Raw genomic sequence first — 22,528 nt, forward strand, 5'->3', positions numbered from 1 at the left:
AATCCTCTTTTACTAAACAAGAGAGAACAACCTCGAAAATGTCCCCTCGTATTCAGAAATATTTTTTCTATCTCGTGTCTTTTGTGAAAAGGTATTCCTCGCTAATCATATCTGCCGCCATTTGACATGTACGTTGTAGGTGCATCGCCCGAAGAATTTGCCAGTATTTACTCAGTTTTTATAAACTATTGAGAACGTTTTTCATGGCATTAACAGCTCATTAACATTCTTTTACAAATCATTAACCAGATACCAGCGCGAAGACATGTAGGTTTGTTAAAACTCCTGAATTATAAAAAGAACTACTGATGAAGTACACCTTCGGATATGCGCTGTCTCTACTGTTCGTTTTTTATTCTTTCTGTAAAGGGCAACCCAATACTGAATCATCTCAAGGCGATAGCAAGCCCAAGCAAAACGGAGCCACCACCTACTATGGACCGAAGGCAATCACGCGCACGATCAAGCAAGATAGAAAAGGTAACATCTGGATGGCGGCCTTTGACGGTGTTTTTCGGTACGATGGAAAAGCGTTTGCCAATATGACCGCCGACGTGAGCTCAGCCCGCTTCTTCTCCCTTTTAGAAGATAGAAAAGGCAACTTGTGGTTCGGCTCCGTTGGCTCAGGTGTTTATCAGTACGACGGAAAATCATTCCGACATTTCACCACAAAAGATGGCCTGATTAATAATGAGATCGTCTGTATTTATGAGGATAAAACTGGCACGGTTTGGTTGGGTGCCAATGGAGGTGTAAGCCGTTACGATGGGAAATCATTTCAAAATTACAGGCTGAACGGGGGTTCGATGGTTAACGATACAACCGGGATACCGTTTCCGGATTTTACCCGCCCCCCGCACGAAATCAATACGATTATTGAAGATAGAACAGGCCGGTTTTGGTTTGGCACCAGAGACAATACCTTCGTTTATGACGGAAAAACATTTATCAATACAACGTATATCGGCCAACCTTTTACCAATGTCCGTTCAATCATCGAAGATAAAAAAGGCAACATTTGGCTGGGTGGCGCAAATGGTCTCTGGCGCTATGACGGTCGTACCTTTACCAATATCACCCAGAATTTTGTTGGATACATATACGAAGATAAAAAAGGGAACATCTGGACCAGTTCAGAAACGGCTCAAGGCTGGGCACTTTCCCGTTATGATGAAACGAGCCTGTCGCAAAAAATGCCCACTGTAACCGAACTATACCCCAAAGAAGGGAAGATGATTTTTGGGATTTTAGAATCCAGTGATGGTAGTATCTGGTTTGGCGCCGATGGCGCGTATCGCTATGACGGCATTACTGTTACCAGCTTTAAACAGTAAACATGATCAGAAAGAACTCAACAGACGCGCTTCCACTGGCAATTTAGTTTGACGGTTATTTCAATTTGTCATTCGCCCAGTGAAGACCAAAAAAATATCTCCTCACTTTCATCTTGTTCATCCTGTCAAAAAATTAGCTAGGCCAGCAGCCAGAAAAGGAGAAGTCCAAGAAAAGGAGCCAGATACGATGCCTGATCGCGTAGATGGGTCAGGGCTTTGTGAAGCGTATTGCGTACCGATTTCTCAGTAATACCCATGATCTGGGCAATTTCTTCGTTTTTAAAATTCTGGTAGAAACGTAGCGTTACCACTTCCTGCTGACGTAGTGGCAATTGAGCGATGGCCTGCGTCAGTCGTTGCGTTAATTGTGATTCCTGCTCCTGACCGATCAAAAGCTGTTCGATTGATGAATCAGCAGGCTGGATAGCATCGTCAAAATGAGCGGTTTCGAGTCTATTTTCCTGCTCGCCCAGCAGATGAATTTTACGACGTAGCGAACGAAACAAATAGAACTTCACCGAATCGGCCGCCGAGAGAGACCGTCGCATTCGCCACAAATCGACGAATAAATCCTGAATCGCATCTTCTATCAGACTGGCATTGGCAACTATCTTGTAGCCATAGCTATACAACGTAGCATGAAATCGCTGGTACAGTTCGGCAAAAGCAGACTGATCGTCCTGTTTGAGGGCGTTCCAAAGCTGCTCATCCGATTGCCGTTCGTGAACCAAGAGTGATACGTATCGCCAGTGTAAAATTCCAAATACCTTCTAATGTTCATAAAATTAGCGATAATAATCATATCTGTAAGTTCTGCGAAAAAGTATGCCACGGAGTGCCGCACTAATTCGCCGTTTACCCCACCCGTGTACGATACGTAGACTGCTTCAGGAAATGAGCACTTTGTGTCCTCCACCTAAAACTGAGCTATTTTCGGGCATCTGTCCCATACGTTATCGTTTTTGTCTCAAACGGTATAGCCCACCTCAAGGTCATGCGAGATATTTGTCTCAGAAAAACTAATCTCCCTTCCAGAACATGAAGCACATTCTACAACCACTACGCTCATTGGCTTTCCATACCGCTGTTCATGAGTTGACATTTTCCCTGTCAGCCCAAATGCGTATTAGTGATAACCCATTAGCTCTACCGTAGCCATAACCGGAACATGGCGCTGAAACTGGAAAATACCATCCGCGCCATGTGGCTGCTCCGACTGAGCCAAATCCAGATTACTATTCTACGGGATGTACTAGCCGGGACAATTCAATCCGCTAGGTATTCACAACCTTGTGTCTATGACAAGGCTATGATCTTTTGGCAATAAAAACCAGCTGTTCCAAGCAATGACCTTTCCAGTTGCACCGACGTATTCGTCAAATACTAACTAGCTGTTGTTATTAATTCTCTATCCAAAACTAGGTATGACCTTTTTTTACCTTTCTTCCCGAAACCTAATGCCCCTGATGAGAATAGGGCAACTCCTGTTGATCCTGTTGGTAGTAGCGTTCCAGCCTGCCCTATCCCAGAATATTCGGTACGTGAAACCCGCTAGAACGGGCACTGGAGACGGCACATCCTGGGCCAATGCCTCCAGCGATCTGCAGGCCATGATTGACCGCGTCAGTTCTTTAGGGGTGAATCCTCAGGTCTGGGTCGCCAAAGGGGTCTATAAACCTGTCGGCATCGGCAATGCTGACCGTACTGTTAGTTTTATACTACGCAGTGGCGTAGCAATCTATGGTGGTTTTAATGGTACTGAAACCAACTTAAGCGGAAGGCCTACAACACTTCCCAGCAGCACAACCTTATCGGGTAATATTGGTGATCCCTCAAGTAGTTCCGATAATAGCTACCATGTTATCAGGAATATTGGTCCGCTGACCGATAATCTTCGGCTCGATGGGCTGGTAATTGCCGACGGACGAGCCGATGGAAACTTTCAGGACATCGTTGAAAATGGAAGAGTTACCGGAAGTATTTACCATAGCGAGGGGGGCGGCTTGTATAATCACGTCACCTCCATTCAAAGTACAACCCTTACGATCAATAACTGTCTCTTTATTAACAACTACAGTCGATCAACCGCAGGGGCACTCCTCAACACGGCGAGCAATGGCATACAGTCGGTGGTGAATTGTAGTGCCACTACGTTTGATGATAACACGGCAATGTTTGGAGGAGGAGCGGTGTTCAATGGTAACTATTTATATGATTCAGGTAATCAACGTTATTATGGGAACCAAGGAGCCAGTCAGTTCAATTGTGAGGACTGTGTATTTAAAAATAATCAAACGACTAATCCGACTTCTCAAACCACCCGAAAAGGTCAGGGGGCAGCCGTGTTTCTAAATAACCGGCTGATGGACGCCACTATCTCTACCTTTACTCGCTGCCGGTTTGAGTCCAATCAGGCAAGCAATGAGGGGGGAGCCATTTACAACCAGGACGGGATTCCGCAATTCAAAAATTGCGGTTTTTTGAAGAATATAGCATTAAACGGTGGTGTAGTCGCATCCTATCATAGCGTTCAAGGGTCGCTGGCTGAGCCAAAATTTATAAATTGTAGTTTTACTGGGAATAAATTTCGACCACCATTAGGTGCCTCCTCAATGGGCCTTGCTTCGGTAGCCCGCGCCGAACGATCCAGAATTCATCTTATCAATTCGATCATTACAGGCAATGGAAACGATACTGGGTTTGAAGGCGGATCGTTCACGGTTGTCGATGGTGTTTCATCAGTATCGGCAACCTCCTCATTGTATAATGCCCAAGTGATGTATATTACAGGAGACGGTAATTACACCACTACCACGTCACCCTTTAGCAACTCAGCAACGCTTGAAATACGTCCGTGTCCCCCTGTACTAAATGGTAGTTCGATCACCTTTGCTACCACAGCACAGCTTGGTGACAAGGACTTAAATGGTAAGACTCGGAGAATCGACGATAATGTCGACTTGGGCGCGGTGGAATTCCAAACCATCCCCCCGCAGGAATCGGCTGGTGGAATCACTACTGAATCAGGGGCTACGGGTTCATTCACGATATGTAGCGCTATTCCCCGACTGCAAGTAAATCCGAAGAAGGAAGGCTACGCATATGGTGGTTTTTACTGGGAAAGCAAGCTCGGTGACGGCAATTGGGAAACTATACCAGACCCAACCACCACATCCGCCCCTTCCATCACCTTGACCGGCGGAACGACCCGTTATATCCGGCGTGTTGCTAATGGTTGCGAGGTTCCTAATCGTACAAGTAATATTCTGTCATTTTATGCGCCGGCTAGCTCGGGCAATGGGGGGACAATCAGCGCTCCAGCGTTAATTCCTCATCCCTTAGACATTCCGTTGTCATTCACGAATCTGGTTAGTGCAACCGCAACGACAGGCCCGGGAGCTCAGATTACACTAAGCTGGCAATATAGTAGCGATAATGGCGTAACCTGGACCACGCTCCCCAATAGCAATAGTCAGACCCTGGGTCTACCCGATTTAGCCCCACAAAATAATACCACTACCTTTCTCTACCGGCGACGGATTACCAACGGATGCGGTCTGGATATCACCTCGAATCACGTATCAGTTAACGTGATAAAAAGAACCTCGTTTATTTCGGGTAAAGTTGCCAGCAAAAATGGAACGGGCGTTGGCAACGTACTGATTACGGTTGTTCGTTCAACAACGGGTCTTGCTGGTAGCCCTGGAACAAAGACCTATACGGTTAGAACCAGTAACGGAGAGGATCTCGGTAACTACCAAATACCGGTTTATTGGGGCTTTCCAGATAGTGGTCCGGTCGATAAATCTTCATTTACGATAACGGCCAGTTATCAAAGTCATACATTTTCCGCTCCACTAACAAGATTGATAGGCCGAGGAACGCCTTATCCAAACGAAGCTACCGATGTGAATTTCACGGACTCCACGGCTTATGCTATCAACGGGCGGGTGTTCCAAACCTGTACTGACTGTCTACCCGAAACCGGAATGGATATAGTAAATTTTGGCAACGGACTATTGGGTTGCCCAATCGACTCGGTACAGATGGAAGTCCGTAATTCGATGGGTTATTATAATTCTAACCGAAGTCATCTGGATAAGGGGGATGGGAAGTATGGCCGTTACAGCCTGATTGTCGATAATCCCGGTAGTTATACTGTTTCAGCTACCTATCCCACACTAGCGTTTGTTCCTGTATCCCCAACGATGGTGATAACAAGCGACGTATATAACCTCACCTTTACCTCGCCCACTTCCCGCACCATTACCGGCCGGCTGACGGCTGGCTGTAGTGAAAAAATCGGCGCAGCTACCCTGGAATTTAGCGATGTTCTGCCAAAAGCTGCGAATGGTACGGAGCGCGTCTGCTTTAAAAAGCAGGTAAAAACGGATAGTGATGGATTTTACTGGATTGCACTTCCGCCCCGAACCTATACGGTAAAAATTGTGAGTTATACAGCTAATTTAGGGTCAGGACTAAATCTAGAAGAGTTAAATAAAGTTTTTAATCACTCCACATTTGCCGATTCGCTTGTGCGGGATTTGACGAGCAGCACGGTCAATACGACCCTCAACCTTGTCTATCAACGCCCTCCGGTGTTGGTAATTAAGGGATTGCCCCAAAAGCCAGCTTGCAACACCGCCTTGCCCCCGATTATGGAACAGGCCAAACCCTATGCCCTGTCAGTGGTTGTATATCAGGGCCCCCCGGCGAATGGTTGCTTAGTAGCCAATCGGGTAACAACCACTACAGCAACGACTGGTACGGGCGGTAGCGAGACGGCGAATGCGCCACTCAGCCATACGCTGCTAGTCCAAACGGACCTCAAAAATGGTACTAACGACAAGGATACGCTGACGGTAACAAATGGTGTAGCCAGTTGGAGTCTCACGCCCGGTGCCCCCAACGTGGCAGGTAATTTCACGCGCACCCTCACTGCCCAGTACGACGATGCATATGGGCGACCCGTTGATGATCTCCAACAAACACTCATCATCACGGGGTATCGTGCCAACAGACCCACCTTCGCGACGGTCTCTCCTTCCGTCCCCTTAATGGTGCTGCACGACCCCCCTGGCGACAAAAGCTTTAGCTTCTGGGCAAGAAACCAGACGCAGAGTACGGCACTACGGTTCTTCACCAATAAAAGCGACGGGAGTAACAAATGGTGGCAGGTGAAACTGGGCTATGAATCCTCAAATGGTTTTGGTGTGGAAATTAACAGTGCTGTCTGGGCAACCGTCGACGCTTCCCGTACCGCTACCCAACGACAATCTAGTGCGGAAGAAACCATTGTGACAACTACGTACAGTGAGGACGTGAAGACATCCGACTTGTCGACAGTTGTGGGCAGCTCCGCCGATTTATTTGTGGGGGGAGCCTTGAATATGATCTGCACTACGGCTGATGTCATTTCATTAAGTCAAACCACGGGAGGTTCGTGCCAGGTAGTGTCTAAACAAGAATTGGTGGTTGGAGCGAAAGGCTTTGAAACGCAGTTTTATTATACCGCCTGGGAAATCAGGAATATTTATATCAAACAGTTACAAGCTATTGTGAACGCTTCCCCACCGGAGAGTTCAACCGCGATTGAAGCTCGTCGGCAGATTAATGTTTGGGAGCAGGTACTGCAGGACAACGAGAACCGGAAAAAAGCCGCTCCGTTTGATCAAAATATATCGTTTGGCGGAGGAGTCGGTTCAATTACCAAATCGCTAACGAAATCTCAATCCAAGTCGAATAGCATTGAGTTCCAGATGGATATTGATGAAGAGATGGCTGGGGCAGCTGGGCTCGAAATCGCCGGAAGTGGGGCCAGTGGTGGTGCATCGGTTACGTTCAGACTGGAAACGGGAGAAAGCCAGACAAATACGAAATTCAATGAAGTCACGACCGGTTACACCCTCTCCGATGATGATCTGGGTGATAACTGGACGGTCGATGTCAAAACAGACCCTGTCTATAGTACGCCGGTTTTTGAGGTAATTGCTGGCAAAACCAGTTGCCCACCCGAGGAAGGCACGACGCCCCGGGATGAATTCGCCCTGAGTACGCCCAGTACAGTCCTTCGAAACATTGCTCCTGATGCGGTAGCTGTTTTCCCAATAGTTATTAGTAATATAAGCCAGGTATCCACCGATCTTCCACGAAGGTTTGCGGTCTTAGTTGATTATAGCAGTAACCCCAACGCAGCTGCTGTGGTAATCAATTTCCTCGATGGCCCCATTTCTCAGACGCTGGCCACTGGAACGCAAATGCCCTTTACCGTTACCGTTACACGAAACCCGGGCTTACCGTATTACTCGTTTGAGGGCATCCGGATTCGCGTAGTTGACGCCTGTTCGAATGCGGATTTCAATAGTCGCGATGTGGCCCCACCCCTTCTTTTGTCGGCGTTTTTCCAGAATCCCTGTAGTTCGGCCGAGTTGACTACCCCTGAACCGGGCTGGGTTTCGTCGAAGAACGCGAACAACCCGTTACCAATCTGGATCAAAGGCTATACGGTGGAAAATTTAAATAAGATTACCATCCAGTATAGTGAAACCGGAAGTAACAACTGGACAAATGCATTCTCACTCTTACCTAATCAATTGACCAATAGCACTACAGAAAGCGTTCTCGATGTCAGTCGTCTGCCTGACGGGCCATATTCACTACGGCTCGCGGTAGAATGTCCAACAGGGAATGGGAGTTTCGCAACAAATTACTCCCTCCGTTCTGACGGATTGATTGACCGAAGAGCACCGGAGGTTTTTGGGAACACACTACCTGTCAATGACATCTACTTGCCTGGCAACACCATCGGCATTACCTACGATGAACCGATTGCCTGCCGCCGATTAACCAACGCCAACGTTACCGCCAAACGGCTGTCGAACGGGCAACCTGTTCCATTTTCAGTGGGCTGTGCGGGCAATCAGGTGGTTTTAACGCCCCAATCCAGTTTGTTTTTGGGTGATGTATTGAGCGTAACCTTAACAAATGTGACCGATCTGTACGGTAACGTACGCACCACGCCCGATGCGTGGCGATTTACCGTGGGCAGCAACACCGTCGTTACTGGCAGTCGCACGGTATCTGTACGGAGTGCCAACAGCCCACTTTCTGAAAGTTCAACGAGTCCTATTCGTGTGACATTCCCACTTTCGGCTACTAGCGCCCAAAATGTGCTAGTCAACTACAATCTAACCGGAACAGCCAGTCTGGGAACAGATTATACAGTTACATCGGGTGCGACCGCAACAACTGGTGTTATCGGCTCCATTACGATTCCAAAGGGGACCACCGGAGTCACACTGCTTCTCTACCCGATTAACGACCAGCAATATGAGCCAGATGAGACCATTATCGTTAGTTTACTCGAAGGGGGCGATTATAGTATTGGCGCACCATCCGCTGTAACGGTAGTAATTCAGAATGATGATCCTGTGCCCAGTCCGAACGTGATCACCAGTATCCGAACGGGCAATTGGGAAGATCAGGATACTTGGGATCTGGCGCGTCTACCACTGGCAACCGACCACGTTATTCTAGATCAAAATCATACCGTAACAATTTCATCGACGGGTACTGCCCGTAAGTTAACTCCCCGACTCAGGTCCCGGCTGCGGTTTCTGTTACCCAAGTCGAAATTACGAATAGGTTTCTGACGAATTACGTTAAGGGAATCCAATAGTACCGTCCCTAGTGTCTAGTGTTCATTGAAGAAAGCGGAGACGTACGTTCTTCAGCGAATACTAGACCCCAGTGGCAATTTGAAAGGACTAGTTTGAGGTTAACTATCCCCTCTTTTAAAAAGCTGATTTCTGGATCATGAAACCCACTCCCCGATTAAAGGCCCATCAACTTGGCAGTGCACCCCAGGTGAGCTGGATACGAGCCCAAGGCAACTATACCCAGCTATATTTTAACGACGGCAGTCAGTATCTTTCAGCTATTACGCTGGGGAAAGTCAGTCAACGGTATCCGTATCTAGTGCGACTCAACAAATCCTTGGCAATTGACCCTGCTTTGGTCGTGGACTGGCATATACCAGCCCCCAAACAGTTGGCGGTGGTGCTGGTGGGTTTTAAGGTAATTCAATCTGTTTTAGTAGCTCGCCGTCGCATCCGCCAGGTGAAACAGGTATTAATCCAAGCTCAGCTGGATTCAGAATTGGTGTTGGTTAATCCTTAATAGGGCCCTTCGCTGAAACGCCCCAATTATAAAGCAGATAGATGAATGACCCTTCATATCGGAAAGGATCATTTCGTGAGATTAACTCAATTTACCTCCCTCTTTATCTAGCAGGGCTTTTGTACGTCGAATGCCCTCCGCTTCACTCAAACCTCAAACTCAATACCGATATAGACCTTGAATCCGGCCTCCCTGGCTAGTTTTAACAGCTGACCATAGTCAATTTTTGTCTCTTCACCTGCGGCATTGAAGCGGTAACTTTTGGCGCTTAGCCCCCCTTTTACATAAGGAAGCATTTCCGAGACGGTTTGGTAGCAATCATATTCTCAGTCGCATCCCTTTTTAGTAGTGCCCCAATCTTCGGACATACAAAAATTACCAAAATCAGGTAAAAGGTCACAGTTTGGCTTATTGATGGCGCTGGCTACCACAGCCATCCAGCTTCCATCGGAGGAATAGCTACCGTGGTTTTCTGCGACTACATTAATTCCTAAAGGACATACCTTTTCGGCTAAAAGGCTCATAGACTCAACAGCACGTTTACGCACCTCGTCTCGGGCATCCTTACTTCGTAGATTCACCCGGACTGTCTTACACCCCAAGAACTTGGCCGCTTCATCTGTCAGCCCTAATGAGTTGAATCAACTGGCACACGTGTCAACTGTATCCGTTTACAACGCGAATAGATGAAGGCTTCAGCGTATCAAAATGGAGCGTTTCGTGCGACCATTCCATAGGCAACCTATTTATTCAATATACCCATCTATTTAGGAGCAAAAATCTACAGCATTCTGTAAAATCGGACCGCCAAAGCGGCAGCTTTTACGTTTCGTTTACATTCTTTTACAGGCCATTAACAGACGACAGGATAGAGACCTTTTAGCTTTACGGCCCACCGCAGTGGTTGAAATCCTTTAAAACTAAAAAAATATGAAAAAAGTCATTTATATGCTGATCTTACCACTGGTTGTGGTAAGCGGGCTAGTTTTTGCTAATCGTGAAATTAAAAATGAAGCTTCTAAAAAGTCAACCGCAAAGCCACTCTCTGCTGCTGAACGGAAAGATTACTTAAAAAAATGGGAAGCTACCCCAGATGGTATAAGGTATAAAAAATGGGAAGCATCGCCCGAAGGTAAAAAAGTGTATGCCGGTGAAGCTAAAATCAGGAAGCATATAAGTGCTTTTACCAATATGGAGGCTGTTGTAATCTCTCTTTCTCTTCCGGTAGGCTCACGATTAGGTTTTGGAGTGATGGTGAAGATCAATGACGAGGATTATATTCTTAGTTTTGGGTCGGAAAAGTTAGACAAGAATTTATTAAACGTTAACAATGAATTTCAGCAATTGCATAGTCTGAAAGTTAACGACAAACTAATTATAAGAAGCCATAGTGTATCGCACGCGCCCAAGTATTTATATCCAATAGTATCGGGCGACTATGTAGAACGAGATGGTAAACTAATGTATAAACGTGCCCCTCGCAAAGGCGGTTGCTAAGTAAATCATGAAATACATATGTGCATTGGTCTTGCTGTTCGCTTTTTACGCTTTCGCCAAAGCACAGAGCAAAATTGATCAGCCCAAAGACACAATTAAGTCCGAACACAAAGAGGTAAGTACATCTTACGGACCTAGCCATATCACGCGTACCCTTAAGCAAGATAGAAAGGGTAATATTTGGATTGGAACCTTTGGAGGTGTCTTTCGATACGATGGAAAATCGTTTACCAACGTGACCAGTCAGGTAAGTTCAGCCCGTTTTTTTTCGGTTTTAGAAGATAGAAAAGGAAATTCCTGGTTTAGTACGGTTGGTGAAGGGGTTTATTATTACGATGGTAAATCCTTTCAACACTTTACCACCAAGGAAGGACTTGCAGATAATCAGGTTATTGATATCTATGAAGATAAAACGGGGACTATTTGGTTCGGCACGCTAAGCGGAGCCAGCCATTACGATGGGAGATCCTTTCGAAATTACAGAATGAATGAAGGGTTACCAGAATTGGCCAATAAGAATGATAATGATGTTAACTCCATTATTGAAGATAAAACCGGGAAATTCTGGTTTGCCACCAGGGGCAATGTCTATAATTATGATGGAAAAACATTTACCGTTCTCACTCATGATGGCGCTCCGTTTATCAATGTTCGTAGGATCATCGAAGATAAAAAAGGTAATATATGGCTGGGTAGCCCGTATGGGCTTTGGCGCTATGACGGCAGTAGCTTTACCAATTTCACCGAGCGTGGAGTTGCCTATGTCTACGAAGATAAAAAGGGTAATATCTGGACGAGTTCACAAACGAACTGGGGTTGGTCACTTTTCCGGTATGATGGCAATACTTTGGCCAACAAAAATCCCACGGTAACCGAAGTAGAATTAGAATCTGACGATACTAAAACCATGCTTTTTGGTATTTTAGAAGCTAACGATGGCAGTATTTGGTTCGGTTCAGGTGGGGCGTATCGGTATGACGGAAAAACCATTACCGACTTTAAGAAGTAAAGTGATCAAATGAAAAAGTGTTATTGCTCCGTAAAACGCCTGTTTGTGCGCCACTGGCAGGTATTATAGAGAATACCCCATGGGTTAAATGGGACTTCAATTTGTCATCTCATAAATCTACGTTTCATTTTTACAGCGATACGTTTGAGTTTACGATCGGGCTGCCAGAGCAGACGGGTTTCTTGATAAATGACGATCACGGATGACCGTGAATTATTCGCTCTTTTCCACAGAAGCACCTCTTAATCAACATAAGCCTTACTCCCTAGCTGGTAACCTTTCACAAAAATACCCGGCAGAAACCACCGGGCGTTTTCATAACCAACCTATCTGTATCTGATAATCATTTACGCTGCCGGGCCAGATCCCGCTCTTTGATCAACTCGTCCCACGTCCAGGGTTTTTCGCGGCTGGCGGTTTGTTCTCGGATTTTCCTGACCTGTTCGGGTTTCACGATCACGAAATTACTCATGTAGCCCGGCGACGTTTCGGGGAAACTTTGCATGCCCAACTCCAGCCGAACGAACGTCAATACCGAAGCAATCCAGTCGTCGCTGTTCATGCCCATCGGCGGCATGAGTTCATGATACGTAACGCCATCGATGGGGCCAGTCAGTCCGTGAAGCATAATCTTGACAACCTCGTCGCGGTTTTCGAGCAATTTGAATTTTCCGGCCAGATGCGGGGCAATTTTAGTGGGCACTCCTTCGCCATGTGCGCCGTGACACGCAGCACACAACGACGTAAAAATCTGTCTCCCTTCCAACACGCGTTTACGGTCGTCGGCATTCAGCGCAGCCAGTTTACTATTGCCAACTTTCCGGGCATCTTCGGCTTTTTTAAGCGTCCGTTCGATTCCCGAAAGCACTACGTGGTCGGTGTGTCTGGCCAGAATATCCTGCCGGATAGCCTTCGCCTTCGCTGACTGGCTGTAGTTCAGTGATAGTAAAAGCTGCGCCAGTACGTCATAATTTGTGTCTTTTTTCAAATAATCTAACTGCGCCAGCATTACCCCATCGTTGGCCCGAATGAATGGTTCACTGAGCCAGACCGATGTTTTGCGCAGATTTGGGTCGCTGTCGTTCAACGTAGCCAGCAGCAGATTTTTATCGAGAGCGTCCAACCCTTCCAGCGTCCATAGCGCGTGCATTTGCGTAATTGGGGAAGGCAGCTCAGTTAACAGACCTTTTTTCCCTGACGCAATCTGTTTCAGCGACGCAACCACCGATTTATCGTTACGAACGATGATTTCTTTCTGGGCATTGTCGCGCCACCAGCCATTCGGATGGGCCAGATACGTAACGAGTTTGGCGGTGGGTTCATTGAGCATTTTGGGAGCAGGGCCGGGCTTCATACCGTCATAAACCAGCCGATAGATACGTCCGCGTGCTACGTTCTTATCGAGTCCTTTGCTCTTGATCTGATCATACAGATAACTACCCGGCTGCGCCCAGGTCGACTCCTGAATAATGCCCCGATACATATCCAGAATATAGATGCACCCATCTGGCCCGGTATACGTGTTGATGGGCCGGAAATTCATATCGGTCGATGTGATGAATTCATCTTCGTGATAGACATTCGAGAGAAGCACTTTACCGTTTTTGTTCTCGATGTTGGCCCGACGAATTACCCTCGCTACGGGTTCGGCTACGATATAATCGCCAAAAATGCTTTTCGGTAAACGATCACCCCGGAAAACGGATTGCCCGCAGATCGACGTAAACATTTCCATCGTACTATCGGGACGTAGCGTTTTGGCTCCACCGTTCACATCCGGCGTTTTTATAGACGACCATACCCGATTGAACCCTTCCTCAAAGGCATCGGTAAAGTCGAGCTGCCCATACGCCGGATTGATCTGAAAGCCCGACGCAGCGACTCCCGCAGCCGCCCGACTGTAAAATAGCCGACCATAATCGTCGTGTGTAAGCCCCCACTGACCAGCCGCATAAGGCAACGTATCGGCTTTCAGCACGCCGTTTTTATAGCGATAGCGAATGGGGTCGATGGTTTCGTAAATCCAGTTGTCGAGGTTCCAGTCAAGACCGCTACGTTGGTGCTCTACGTTGCCAAACGCTTTGCGAGTACTTTTAAAAACCAGCCTTTTTTTATCGGCTTTCCCATCGCCGTTCGTGTCCTGATACGCGTAAATATCATACGAATTGGTTTCGTTGACCAGCAATTCTTTCCCAACTGTGAGAATAGCGCGGGGATTCAACAACTTGTCGATAAAGACCGAACTTTTGTCCATTTTGCCGTCGCCGTTGGTGTCTTCCAGCAGCATAATCCGGCTGTGGGGTTCGTCCTGTCCGTCGGCCAGCACCGTCTGCATGTAGGTTTCCATCTGCGCTACGTATAAGCGGGCGTTACCATCCCAGGCCAGCGCCACAGGCTCCGAAATCATGGGCTCGCTGGCTACCAGTTCGAGGTGATAGCCCTTCGGCAAACGAAACGTTTTCAGGCTCGCTTCGGGCGATAAGGGCACTGTGTTCGGGTTCTGACTGACAGTGCGTGGCGTTTCAAACGGGTCTTCTTGTTTGTTATCCGTCCGTTGATAAGCTGTCAGGAAAAATACCGCAGAGAGAACGGAAACCGTGATAATCCAGTAAGTACGTTTCATTCTGTTTTATAAAAGTTAAGAAGCCATTTGACTTATGTTTTGCCAGTGGTTTACCACCCCCAACCCCCTCCTGTTTTAGGAGGGGGTTGGGGGTGGTAAAATTCCAGTATCTAAGGCAGTTCTTCAATCTCAATGTCCTTATACGCCACCTGCGTAACACCCGCGCCGTGAATCTGAAGGCCAATCAATCCCGATTGCGGAATAGCTGCATCTTTTTCGGTATAATCGACGGTTTGGTTGCCATTTACATACAGTTGAATCCGACGATTTTCGGCACGTATTTCGTAACTATTCCAGTCGTTTAATTTCGCCCATTTCGTCATTTTCACCGAGTCGGGCAGAACGAGCGTTACGTTCCGACGCGATTCATCATACAGACTTCCCCAATACTTTGGGCCCCAATCGGCCTGATAGCCAATCATTTCGTAAGCGGGTTTGGTCAGTCGTTTACTCCGAAACTGGATACCGCCGTTTACAAAACCTTTCGTGCCCGTTAGCCTGACTTTCAGACGTAGCACGAAGTTGGCATACTCGCGGGTGGTACACAGGAAATCGTTGTGTGGTACCATCTCACCGGGCTGTCCGGCGGCAATAGTACCGTTTTCAATACGCCAGGTTTTCACCGTATCACCCTCCCATCCCCGGAAGGTTTTACCATCGAACAGCCGGACGCTTTTTTTAACCGGCATTGTCCAGAAACCAAATAGGAATAAGGCGATTATGTGTAAGAAGGATTTCATAGTACGTGCTGCTTAGGAGTTAATGGAACACAGATTTTCATGATCCGTATAAATCAAAGAAATCATAAGAATCTGTGTTCCATTCATATCTACTCGAATCGGTTAATACCCCGGATTTTGTTTCAGGTCGGGATTGGTAATAATTTCACTCACCGGAATCGGGTACAGTAAATCGCGCTCTGTTACGTTGAAGGCCGTAGCGATGGGCGCTCCACCAGCCGGATAATAATACGTCTGTGGGTTGGCTTTCACCCGTGCGCCAAACGCCGACATCACCTGCACAGCCTGACCACTACGTACCAGATCGTGCCAGCGTTTATTCTCAAAAGCCAACTCAATTTGCCGTTCTTTTAGAATACTGGCACGCAACGCCGTTTGATTGCTGGCCGTTAGCGGATTGAGTCCTGCGCGCGCCCGCACTTGATTCAGATAACCAACCGCATCCGCCGTACGACCTTGCTCATTCACAACTTCGGCCAGCATCAGCAGCACTTCGGCATACCGATAAACCGGGCCATTGGTTGCCGTCTGATTATAAACTGAATGCGGATGTAAGAATTTTTTGATGTAAGGCGTCCGATTATACGTAACGCCAATCAACGGCGATGGGCCGGTATAAAACCCGATGGAAGCCGCATACCGCTGATCTTTGATCGTATCTTCATACACCTTCAGCAAGTCGGGCGTTGGTACGTTAAAACCGCCATACGTCTGCTGCGTAGCTGGTTTTACCCCTGTCAATATAGACGGATCGGCCAGTATCGGAATGAACAGATAGGGCAAACTGTTGAAAATAGCCTGCGACGTTCCTTCGGCATACTGTATATCAAAAATGGTTTCTTTATTACCCTTGTTCGTCGGCTTGAAAATATCGGCGTAGATAGGCAACAGGCTGTAACCCAACGTAGCAACTGTTTTCAGGGCCGTTTCAGCTTCGGGCCACGATTTCTGATTGATGTAAGCATCGGCCAGCAAGGTTTGAGCCGCTCCCGACGTAGCACGACCAGCCGCCGACGCCTGTGCCGGAAGTAGTTTGGCGGCTTCGCTGACGTCGGCAATAATTTGTTTGTAAACCTCCGCTACGTCAGCCCGGCTCTTAAACGTTGTCTGATACGACGTAGCAGGATCGAGAAAGAGCGGTACACCACCAAAATTTTTCACCAGATCGAAATACGCGTACGCCCGCAGAAACAAAGCCTGCCCTTTCAGATTGTTTTTAACCGTCTGATCGAACGTAGCGGCATCAATGGTTTTCAGTACCTGATTGGCCCGCGAAACAATCAGGTAATTGTTCGTCCATTTTCCCAACGTATACGTATTGTTGGTTTCTACCGTGAACGTAGCGGGGTCTTCCTGCTGCTTGGCCCCACGCTGGGCAATGTTGTAGATAAAGAACGTATTGTCGGACCGCATTTCGTTTAGCACCCAATCCTGATTATAAAGCCCCTGAAGCGGTGCATAAACACCACCCACGGCTTGTTCAAAATCCTGCTGCGTCTTATAAAAATTATCGGCCGACAATGAGGTTTCGGGCGTTACGTCCAGAAAATTCCGGCAGGAGCTGAGCGCCAGAAACAGGATACCAATAACGATAAGTTTATTTTTCATGATGGCTGTCTTTCGTGTTTAGAGACCAATGTTGACACCGAAACTGATCGTTCGTGGAACGGGATAGGAATTTTCATCGACACCCGGCGAACTACCACTGCTCGAATTGCGCGTACTAACCTCCGGATTGCCGGGATATTTGGTAATTACCCAGGCATTCTGAATACTACTGTAGACGCGCAGACTACGTATCGCTTTTACGTTCAGCGGCAACGTATACCCTACCGTAATGTTTTTGAACGACAGGAAACTACCATCTTTCAGATAACGTGTGCTCCAACGGTCGCGCTCCAGATACGTAGTGCCCTGCTGCACACTGCCGTATTTACCATCGCCCGGATCAGATGGCGATTTCCAGCGGTTTTTCACTTCCTGCAATACGTTGAATGGGCCGTCGAGATTGGTGAGCCAGTTTTCGTAGTGCGCCAGAATCTGGTTGCCGTAGCTTCCGGTAATGGTCAGACCAAAGTCGATATTGCGGTAGTTGAGTTGGTTAGTTAAGCCGAAAATAAACTTCGGCCAGGGCGTACCGGTGGTGGTGTAATCTTCGGGGAACGTAACTTTTCCGTCGCCATTCAAATCCCTGAATTTGATGGTACCCACCTGCGAGTCAGAGTATTTGGGCGAGTTATCGAAATCCTGCTGATTCCGGTACACTCCATCCCAAACAGCTCCCCAGAACAGCCCTACCGGCGAACCGACCTGCGAAATATGGCTGGTAAATCCGTAGCTGGTCATGCCATGATACAGGGCCGTTACCGACGACAGTTTCTCGACCCGGTTCCGGTCGAACGACAGATTAAGAGTTGTATTCCAGCTAAAGCGGTTCTTGCGAATATTGACGGTATTGATTCCGATTTCATGCCCCCAGAATTTCAACTCGCCGATATTGGTTTGAATGCTGCTGAATCCCGACGAAACCGGCACCGATACGTTATAGAGCAAATTGCTGGAAATGGTACGGTAGTAATTGTACGTCAGTTGAATACGGTCATTGAGTAGATACACATCGGCACCAATGTTGAACTGTTTCTTCTGTTCCCAGCCTAAGTTATTATCACCCAGATTGTTGGCGGCCCGCCCCTGAAACAACGCATTGGCAAATGGATAATAGGTCGGTCCAACCGTAGTGCGGAATGTGTAATTACCAATCTCGAAATTACCGGTTAAGCCGTAGCTTGCCCGAAGTTTCATAAATGAGATGGGGGTTACTCGGAAGAAGTTTTCTTTCGAAATTATCCAGCCAACCGACGCCGACGGAAAATTCCCCCAGCGATTGTTTGGCCCAAACCGCGACGAACCATCCCGCCGAATCGATGCGGTTAGCAAATACTTATTCTTGTAGCTATAATTCAACCGCCCCAGTAGCGAAAGCAGTGCCCATTCCTGTACGTTGTTGGTTACCACAACCCGCCCGGCGGCACTGACAGCCTGAATTTTATCGTCGGGATAGTTGGTTGCCGACACCAACGTATTGTCGCTACGTGACCGTTGCGCCGTAAAATCAACCAGCGCGTCGATAGCATGACCATTTACCTCCGTCTGATACGTTAATGAGTTCTCGTTGACCCAGTTATATGAACGGGTTGTATTTTCGGAACCGCTTGGAATACGGGGTGGCGGGGTAAACAAGACGCCTATGGTCGATGGGTTGAACTGGAAAATGTTGTTGTTGCCTAGTTGTACATTGGCCGTCGTTTTGGCCTTGACCCCTTTAATGATTTCGTATTCAACATAGGCATTCGACAGCAGCCCGAGCGTTTTGTTCTGATACACTTTCTCTTCGGCTACCCGCAACCAGTTCGGGTTGCCAAACGAAGCGGGATCGGAGGCCGTTAGGGTCAGACTACCATCGGCATTGTAGGGGCTGGCCAACGGACTCGTCGACAGAGCAGAGGAAACGATATTTTCAGAACCATAGGGGTTACCATCGGTCGGAAAGTTGCGATTGACGGCATAGTTCGGTGCTACGTTAAAGCCAACCCGAATACGGTCGGTAGGCGTAAATACAGTATTGACACGTAACGACAACCGTTCGAAACCCGTACCTCTAACAACGCCATCTTCTTTAAAATAACCGCCCGTTACGGTAGTCAGGAAGTTTTTCGAGCCAGAACTGAGCGTCAGATTATAACTCTGAACGGCACCTGTTCGGGTCACTACGTCGTACCAGTCGGTACCTTTCCCCGCATATTGGGCAGGATTCTGAAACACCGCATTAACCGGACGGCCATTCAATTCAGCTATTTCTTTCTGAAACTGAGCGTATTCTTCCGCGTTCATCATTTTCAGTTTCCGAGCGTCGGGAATCTGCTGAAATCCGTAATAGGCGTTAAAATCGATCTGTGTTTTACCCGCTTTCGCCGATTTTGTGGTAATAAGCACTACCCCGTTTCCTGCCCGAGAGCCATAGAGCGACGACGCAGCCGCATCTTTCAACACACTGATGCTTTCAATTTCGGCGGGATTGATGGTGTTGATATCGCCCGTTATCGGCATACCATCCACTACGTATAGCGGATTCGCTCCGGCTGTAATCGACACCGAACCGCGCACTTTGATATTCATGCCTTCGCCGGGCCGACCCGTTACCTGATCGATACGTACACCCACCATCTTCCCCTGCAACATCTGCGCAACCTGACCAACCGGCGGATCTTTCAGTTCTTTAGCCGGAACCGTAGCAATGGCTCCCGTAATGTCTTCTTTCTGCTGCGTGCCATAGCCAACCACAACCACTTCGGCCAGCGAACTCTGATCGGGAACCAGTTGAACATCCAGCACCGTCCGATTACCAACTGCTACTTCCTGTTTGGCATAACCGACAAACGAAAAAACCAGCGTAAACGCAGCGTCGCTCGCAATTCCTTCGGGAACGATTAATTTGAAATTTCCGTCGGCATCCGTTGTCGTGCCCCTTGATGTTGTTTTCACCACCACGCTAACACCGGGCATACCTTCGCCCGTCTCGCTTTTCACGGTTCCGGTAATAGTTCGGTCGGCAAATTCGACGGGCGCGATTGCCGACGATTCTGGCGAACTGTTTGCTGGTTCTGGTACCGATCCCGGAACAATAGCAATCTGACTACCAGTCACTACGTAGCGAAGTTGAAGCGGCTTCAGCAAGCGATCCAATACGTTAGCCAGTTTTTCGTCGGTAGCGGCCAGCGATATTTTCCGATCAATCTGCACAATCTGCCGACTGTAAACAAACTTGATACCTGCTGTTTTTTCGAGCGTTTGCAGGGCCTGCCGAACTGTGTTGTTGTCGAGCCGCACACTCACCCGCTGATCGAGAAGCTCTTGTGCATTAGCAGCAAGAACGCCGTTGATCAGTACAATCGTTAGCAACAATTGGAGTAGCGAAAGTCGCATAACCAGCCGAATCGTTTCGTGATTTGTAAACTTGTACATAACTTGGGGGTAGGTCTAGTTATTCCGGGCAAAGGAGTAGCTACACCAGTTGGCGGTGGCCCGAAATTGCCGCCAGACTGGTCCGATTCGGCCCGTTGTGTTGCAGCACAGCGGGCTTTTTAATGAAAAATGGGTAATGTTTAATGACCAATGGAAGACGTACTGTGAATAAGAGAATTATTCATTGTACATTATCCATTATTCATTCGCTTAGCAGCCTTTACTGGTAATGATGATGCGCGTATCGACCACTTCATACGTAGCACCAATCGATGCACACAGTAGCTGAAGCTGGTCATACAACGATACGTCGGCCAGCGATGCCGTCAGCGTACAATGTCGAAGTGCCGACGGATCATAAATAATTTCTACACCATACGCTTTTTTCAATCGTTCAAAAACGGTGGTTGCGGGTGTGTCGTCGAAATGAAACGTTTCCGGACTCCCCAACGCTCCGGCAACAACCATTGGCTTAGGCACCAGATCTTTCAGATAACTCTTCAACGTAGCATCGTATGTCACCTGCTGATTGGCAGTCAGCACCACCCCAGCTTTGGCATTGACGGGCGATGTCTGGGTTCGGTTCCAATCTTTCCGATCCATAACCGACACTTTCCCGCAAATTACCGATACCGTCATACGCCTATCGCCCGGACGAGCTTTTACCCGAAACTGCGTACCAAGCACCCGCGTTACCAACGTACCGCTATAGACCAGAAAAGGCCGTTTCCCTTCATGAACCACCGAAAACAAGGCGTCGCCTTTTAGATGAATTTCGCGTTTTTCTGCATCGAACTGCCGGGGGTAAGAAGCCTCACTGTTCGCCATGAGCGTCATCTTACTGCCATCTGGCAACGTAATACGTACCGGCTGCGACGTACCGTTGGCCTGATTTACCCAGTCGCTACGTAGCGGTTTATGTGTATCCGCTACGTCGTTCTGGAGCGCGTTACTTGTTGGCAACATACGGTTCTGCATTGCCCACCAGCCAGCTCCTGCAACGAGTAATACCAGCGCGGCTGCCGCCCAGCCATACGAACGCCAGATAGTCCTGAAAACCGTTTGCGGAAGCTGATTTGGCACATGGCGAGACATGCGAACAATTTGCTCAACTTCAAGCTGTTCCTGCTCAGGCGACAATGCATGCGGTCGATTTTTCAGTGCTTCGGCCATGTCTTTCGCCAACAGCAACGTATCGCGCTGGTCAGGGTTTTGCTGTTGCCATTCTTCCCAGAACTGTCGGGCTTCGGGCTGATTGTGTTTTACCCAGGCCAGAAACCAGCTATCGGTCAGAAAATCTTCGGTTTTATAGTGCTTATACGTTTTCATAGCGCGGATGAGCCATATCAATCGGTTGTTAATAGGAACGTAGTGAGCGACTGATACTCAGTGCTGAACGATTATTTCGAAAATGATTCGCTTAACAGCCAACCCGTCAGCAGCGATAACAACGACGGCCAGCTTTCGCGCAGTCGGCTCAATCCCCGATGCAGGAGATTCGCTACCGATTGTTTATTGACCGCCAGAATATCCGCGATTTCGTCGTTCGAGAGTTCGGCGTAAAATTTCAGGTGAATGGCTTCCCGTTGCCGGTCTGAGAGTTGAGCCAGCAATGCGTTTAGTCGGGCCGTCTGATATTCTGACAACTCGGTACGTATCAGCGCCTGTTCTGCGGTAATTTCCTCCGAACTGACATCATCGAACATAACAGATTCTTCGCTGACAACAGCCGAATGACGCATCAGTTCCCGGTATATTTTCCGACGTAGTGATTTGTAGAGATACGGTCGAATGTAATTCGTCTGGATAATCTTATGCCGATACGTCCACAAGTCCAGAAACAGATCTTGCAGGCAATCTTTCAGCAGATCAGAATCGCGGGTGAAACGGCCACCGTAGAAATGTAATTCGCGATAGAAATGCTGTACCATTGCCTGATAAGCATCGGCTTGTCCTTCCCGAAATTGCTGCCAGAGCAACGTTTCGTCGGTTTTTTTCCACGCATTCGGCGCTTGTTGGCTCAGGTCAGATTTCAGCATACGCTCCTAAAATTTACCGGAATTGCATTCGAAACGAGCAGTTTTATTCATCAACTGCCTGTTAATAGGAGCGATAATTCAAATAA

13 protein-coding genes are annotated in these 22,528 nt (G+C 47.9%); 5 read left to right on the plus strand and 8 right to left on the minus strand.

Annotation, left to right across the window (positions count from 1 at the left end; translation table 11 throughout):
• Positions 1-308: 308 nt before the first annotated feature.
• A complete protein-coding gene (locus tag ACYVD4_RS00530; protein WP_460941657.1) occupies positions 309-1,334 on the plus strand; it encodes a ligand-binding sensor domain-containing protein in 1,026 nt (341 codons plus the stop codon).
• Positions 1,335-1,471: 137 nt separating this feature from the next.
• On the opposite strand, the gene ACYVD4_RS00535 is transcribed toward ACYVD4_RS00530, so the two are convergent.
• A complete protein-coding gene (locus tag ACYVD4_RS00535) occupies positions 1,472-2,065 on the minus strand; it encodes an RNA polymerase sigma factor (RefSeq protein WP_460941658.1) in 594 nt (197 codons plus the stop codon).
• A 693-nt stretch (positions 2,066-2,758) separates the two neighbouring features.
• Between ACYVD4_RS00535 and ACYVD4_RS00540 the strand changes: the two genes are divergently transcribed.
• Both ACYVD4_RS00540 and ACYVD4_RS00545 read left to right on the plus strand, forming a co-directional pair.
• A complete protein-coding gene (locus ACYVD4_RS00540) occupies positions 2,759-8,986 on the plus strand; it encodes an Ig-like domain-containing domain (protein ID WP_460941659.1) in 6,228 nt (2,075 codons plus the stop codon).
• A 163-nt stretch (positions 8,987-9,149) separates the two neighbouring features.
• Positions 9,150-9,512 (plus strand): hypothetical protein, encoded by a 363-nt coding sequence (locus tag ACYVD4_RS00545; protein WP_460941660.1) that lies wholly within the window; start codon positions 9,150-9,152, stop codon positions 9,510-9,512.
• Positions 9,513-9,658: 146 nt separating this feature from the next.
• Here ACYVD4_RS00545 and ACYVD4_RS00550 read toward each other — a convergent pair whose 3' ends face one another.
• On the minus strand, positions 9,659-9,808 hold the full coding sequence (locus ACYVD4_RS00550) for a hypothetical protein (RefSeq protein WP_460941661.1): 150 nt from the start codon (positions 9,806-9,808) through the stop codon (positions 9,659-9,661).
• Positions 9,809-10,442: 634 nt separating this feature from the next.
• Between ACYVD4_RS00550 and ACYVD4_RS00555 the strand changes: the two genes are divergently transcribed.
• The gene (locus tag ACYVD4_RS00555; RefSeq protein WP_460941662.1) at positions 10,443-11,009 is read left to right on the plus strand and encodes a hypothetical protein; all 567 of its coding nucleotides are present in this window, start codon (positions 10,443-10,445) and stop codon (positions 11,007-11,009) included.
• A gap of 7 nt (positions 11,010-11,016) precedes the next feature.
• Entirely contained in the window at positions 11,017-12,018 is a 1,002-nt protein-coding gene (locus ACYVD4_RS00560; protein WP_460941663.1) for a ligand-binding sensor domain-containing protein, read from the plus strand.
• Positions 12,019-12,361: 343 nt separating this feature from the next.
• On the opposite strand, the gene ACYVD4_RS00565 is transcribed toward ACYVD4_RS00560, so the two are convergent.
• The 6 genes from ACYVD4_RS00565 to ACYVD4_RS00590 form a co-directional block, all read right to left on the minus strand.
• Positions 12,362-14,641, minus strand: coding sequence for a DUF7133 domain-containing protein (locus tag ACYVD4_RS00565; protein ID WP_460941664.1), 2,280 nt, complete (start codon positions 14,639-14,641; stop codon positions 12,362-12,364).
• 110 nt (positions 14,642-14,751) lie between these two features.
• Entirely contained in the window at positions 14,752-15,381 is a 630-nt protein-coding gene (locus ACYVD4_RS00570) for a 3-keto-disaccharide hydrolase (protein WP_460941665.1), read from the minus strand.
• A 102-nt stretch (positions 15,382-15,483) separates the two neighbouring features.
• The gene (locus ACYVD4_RS00575) at positions 15,484-16,989 is read right to left on the minus strand and encodes a RagB/SusD family nutrient uptake outer membrane protein (RefSeq protein WP_460941666.1); all 1,506 of its coding nucleotides are present in this window, start codon (positions 16,987-16,989) and stop codon (positions 15,484-15,486) included.
• Positions 16,990-17,007: 18 nt separating this feature from the next.
• On the minus strand, positions 17,008-20,403 hold the full coding sequence (locus ACYVD4_RS00580; RefSeq protein ID WP_460941667.1) for a TonB-dependent receptor: 3,396 nt from the start codon (positions 20,401-20,403) through the stop codon (positions 17,008-17,010).
• 210 nt (positions 20,404-20,613) lie between these two features.
• Positions 20,614-21,732 carry a FecR family protein gene (locus tag ACYVD4_RS00585; protein ID WP_460941668.1) on the minus strand — a complete coding sequence of 373 codons (1,119 nt, stop codon included), beginning with the start codon at positions 21,730-21,732 and terminating at the stop codon, positions 20,614-20,616.
• Positions 21,733-21,803: 71 nt separating this feature from the next.
• Positions 21,804-22,442, minus strand: coding sequence for an RNA polymerase sigma factor (locus ACYVD4_RS00590; RefSeq protein WP_460941669.1), 639 nt, complete (start codon positions 22,440-22,442; stop codon positions 21,804-21,806).
• Positions 22,443-22,528 lie beyond the last annotated feature (86 nt).

Source organism: Spirosoma daeguense, assembly GCF_054776875.1.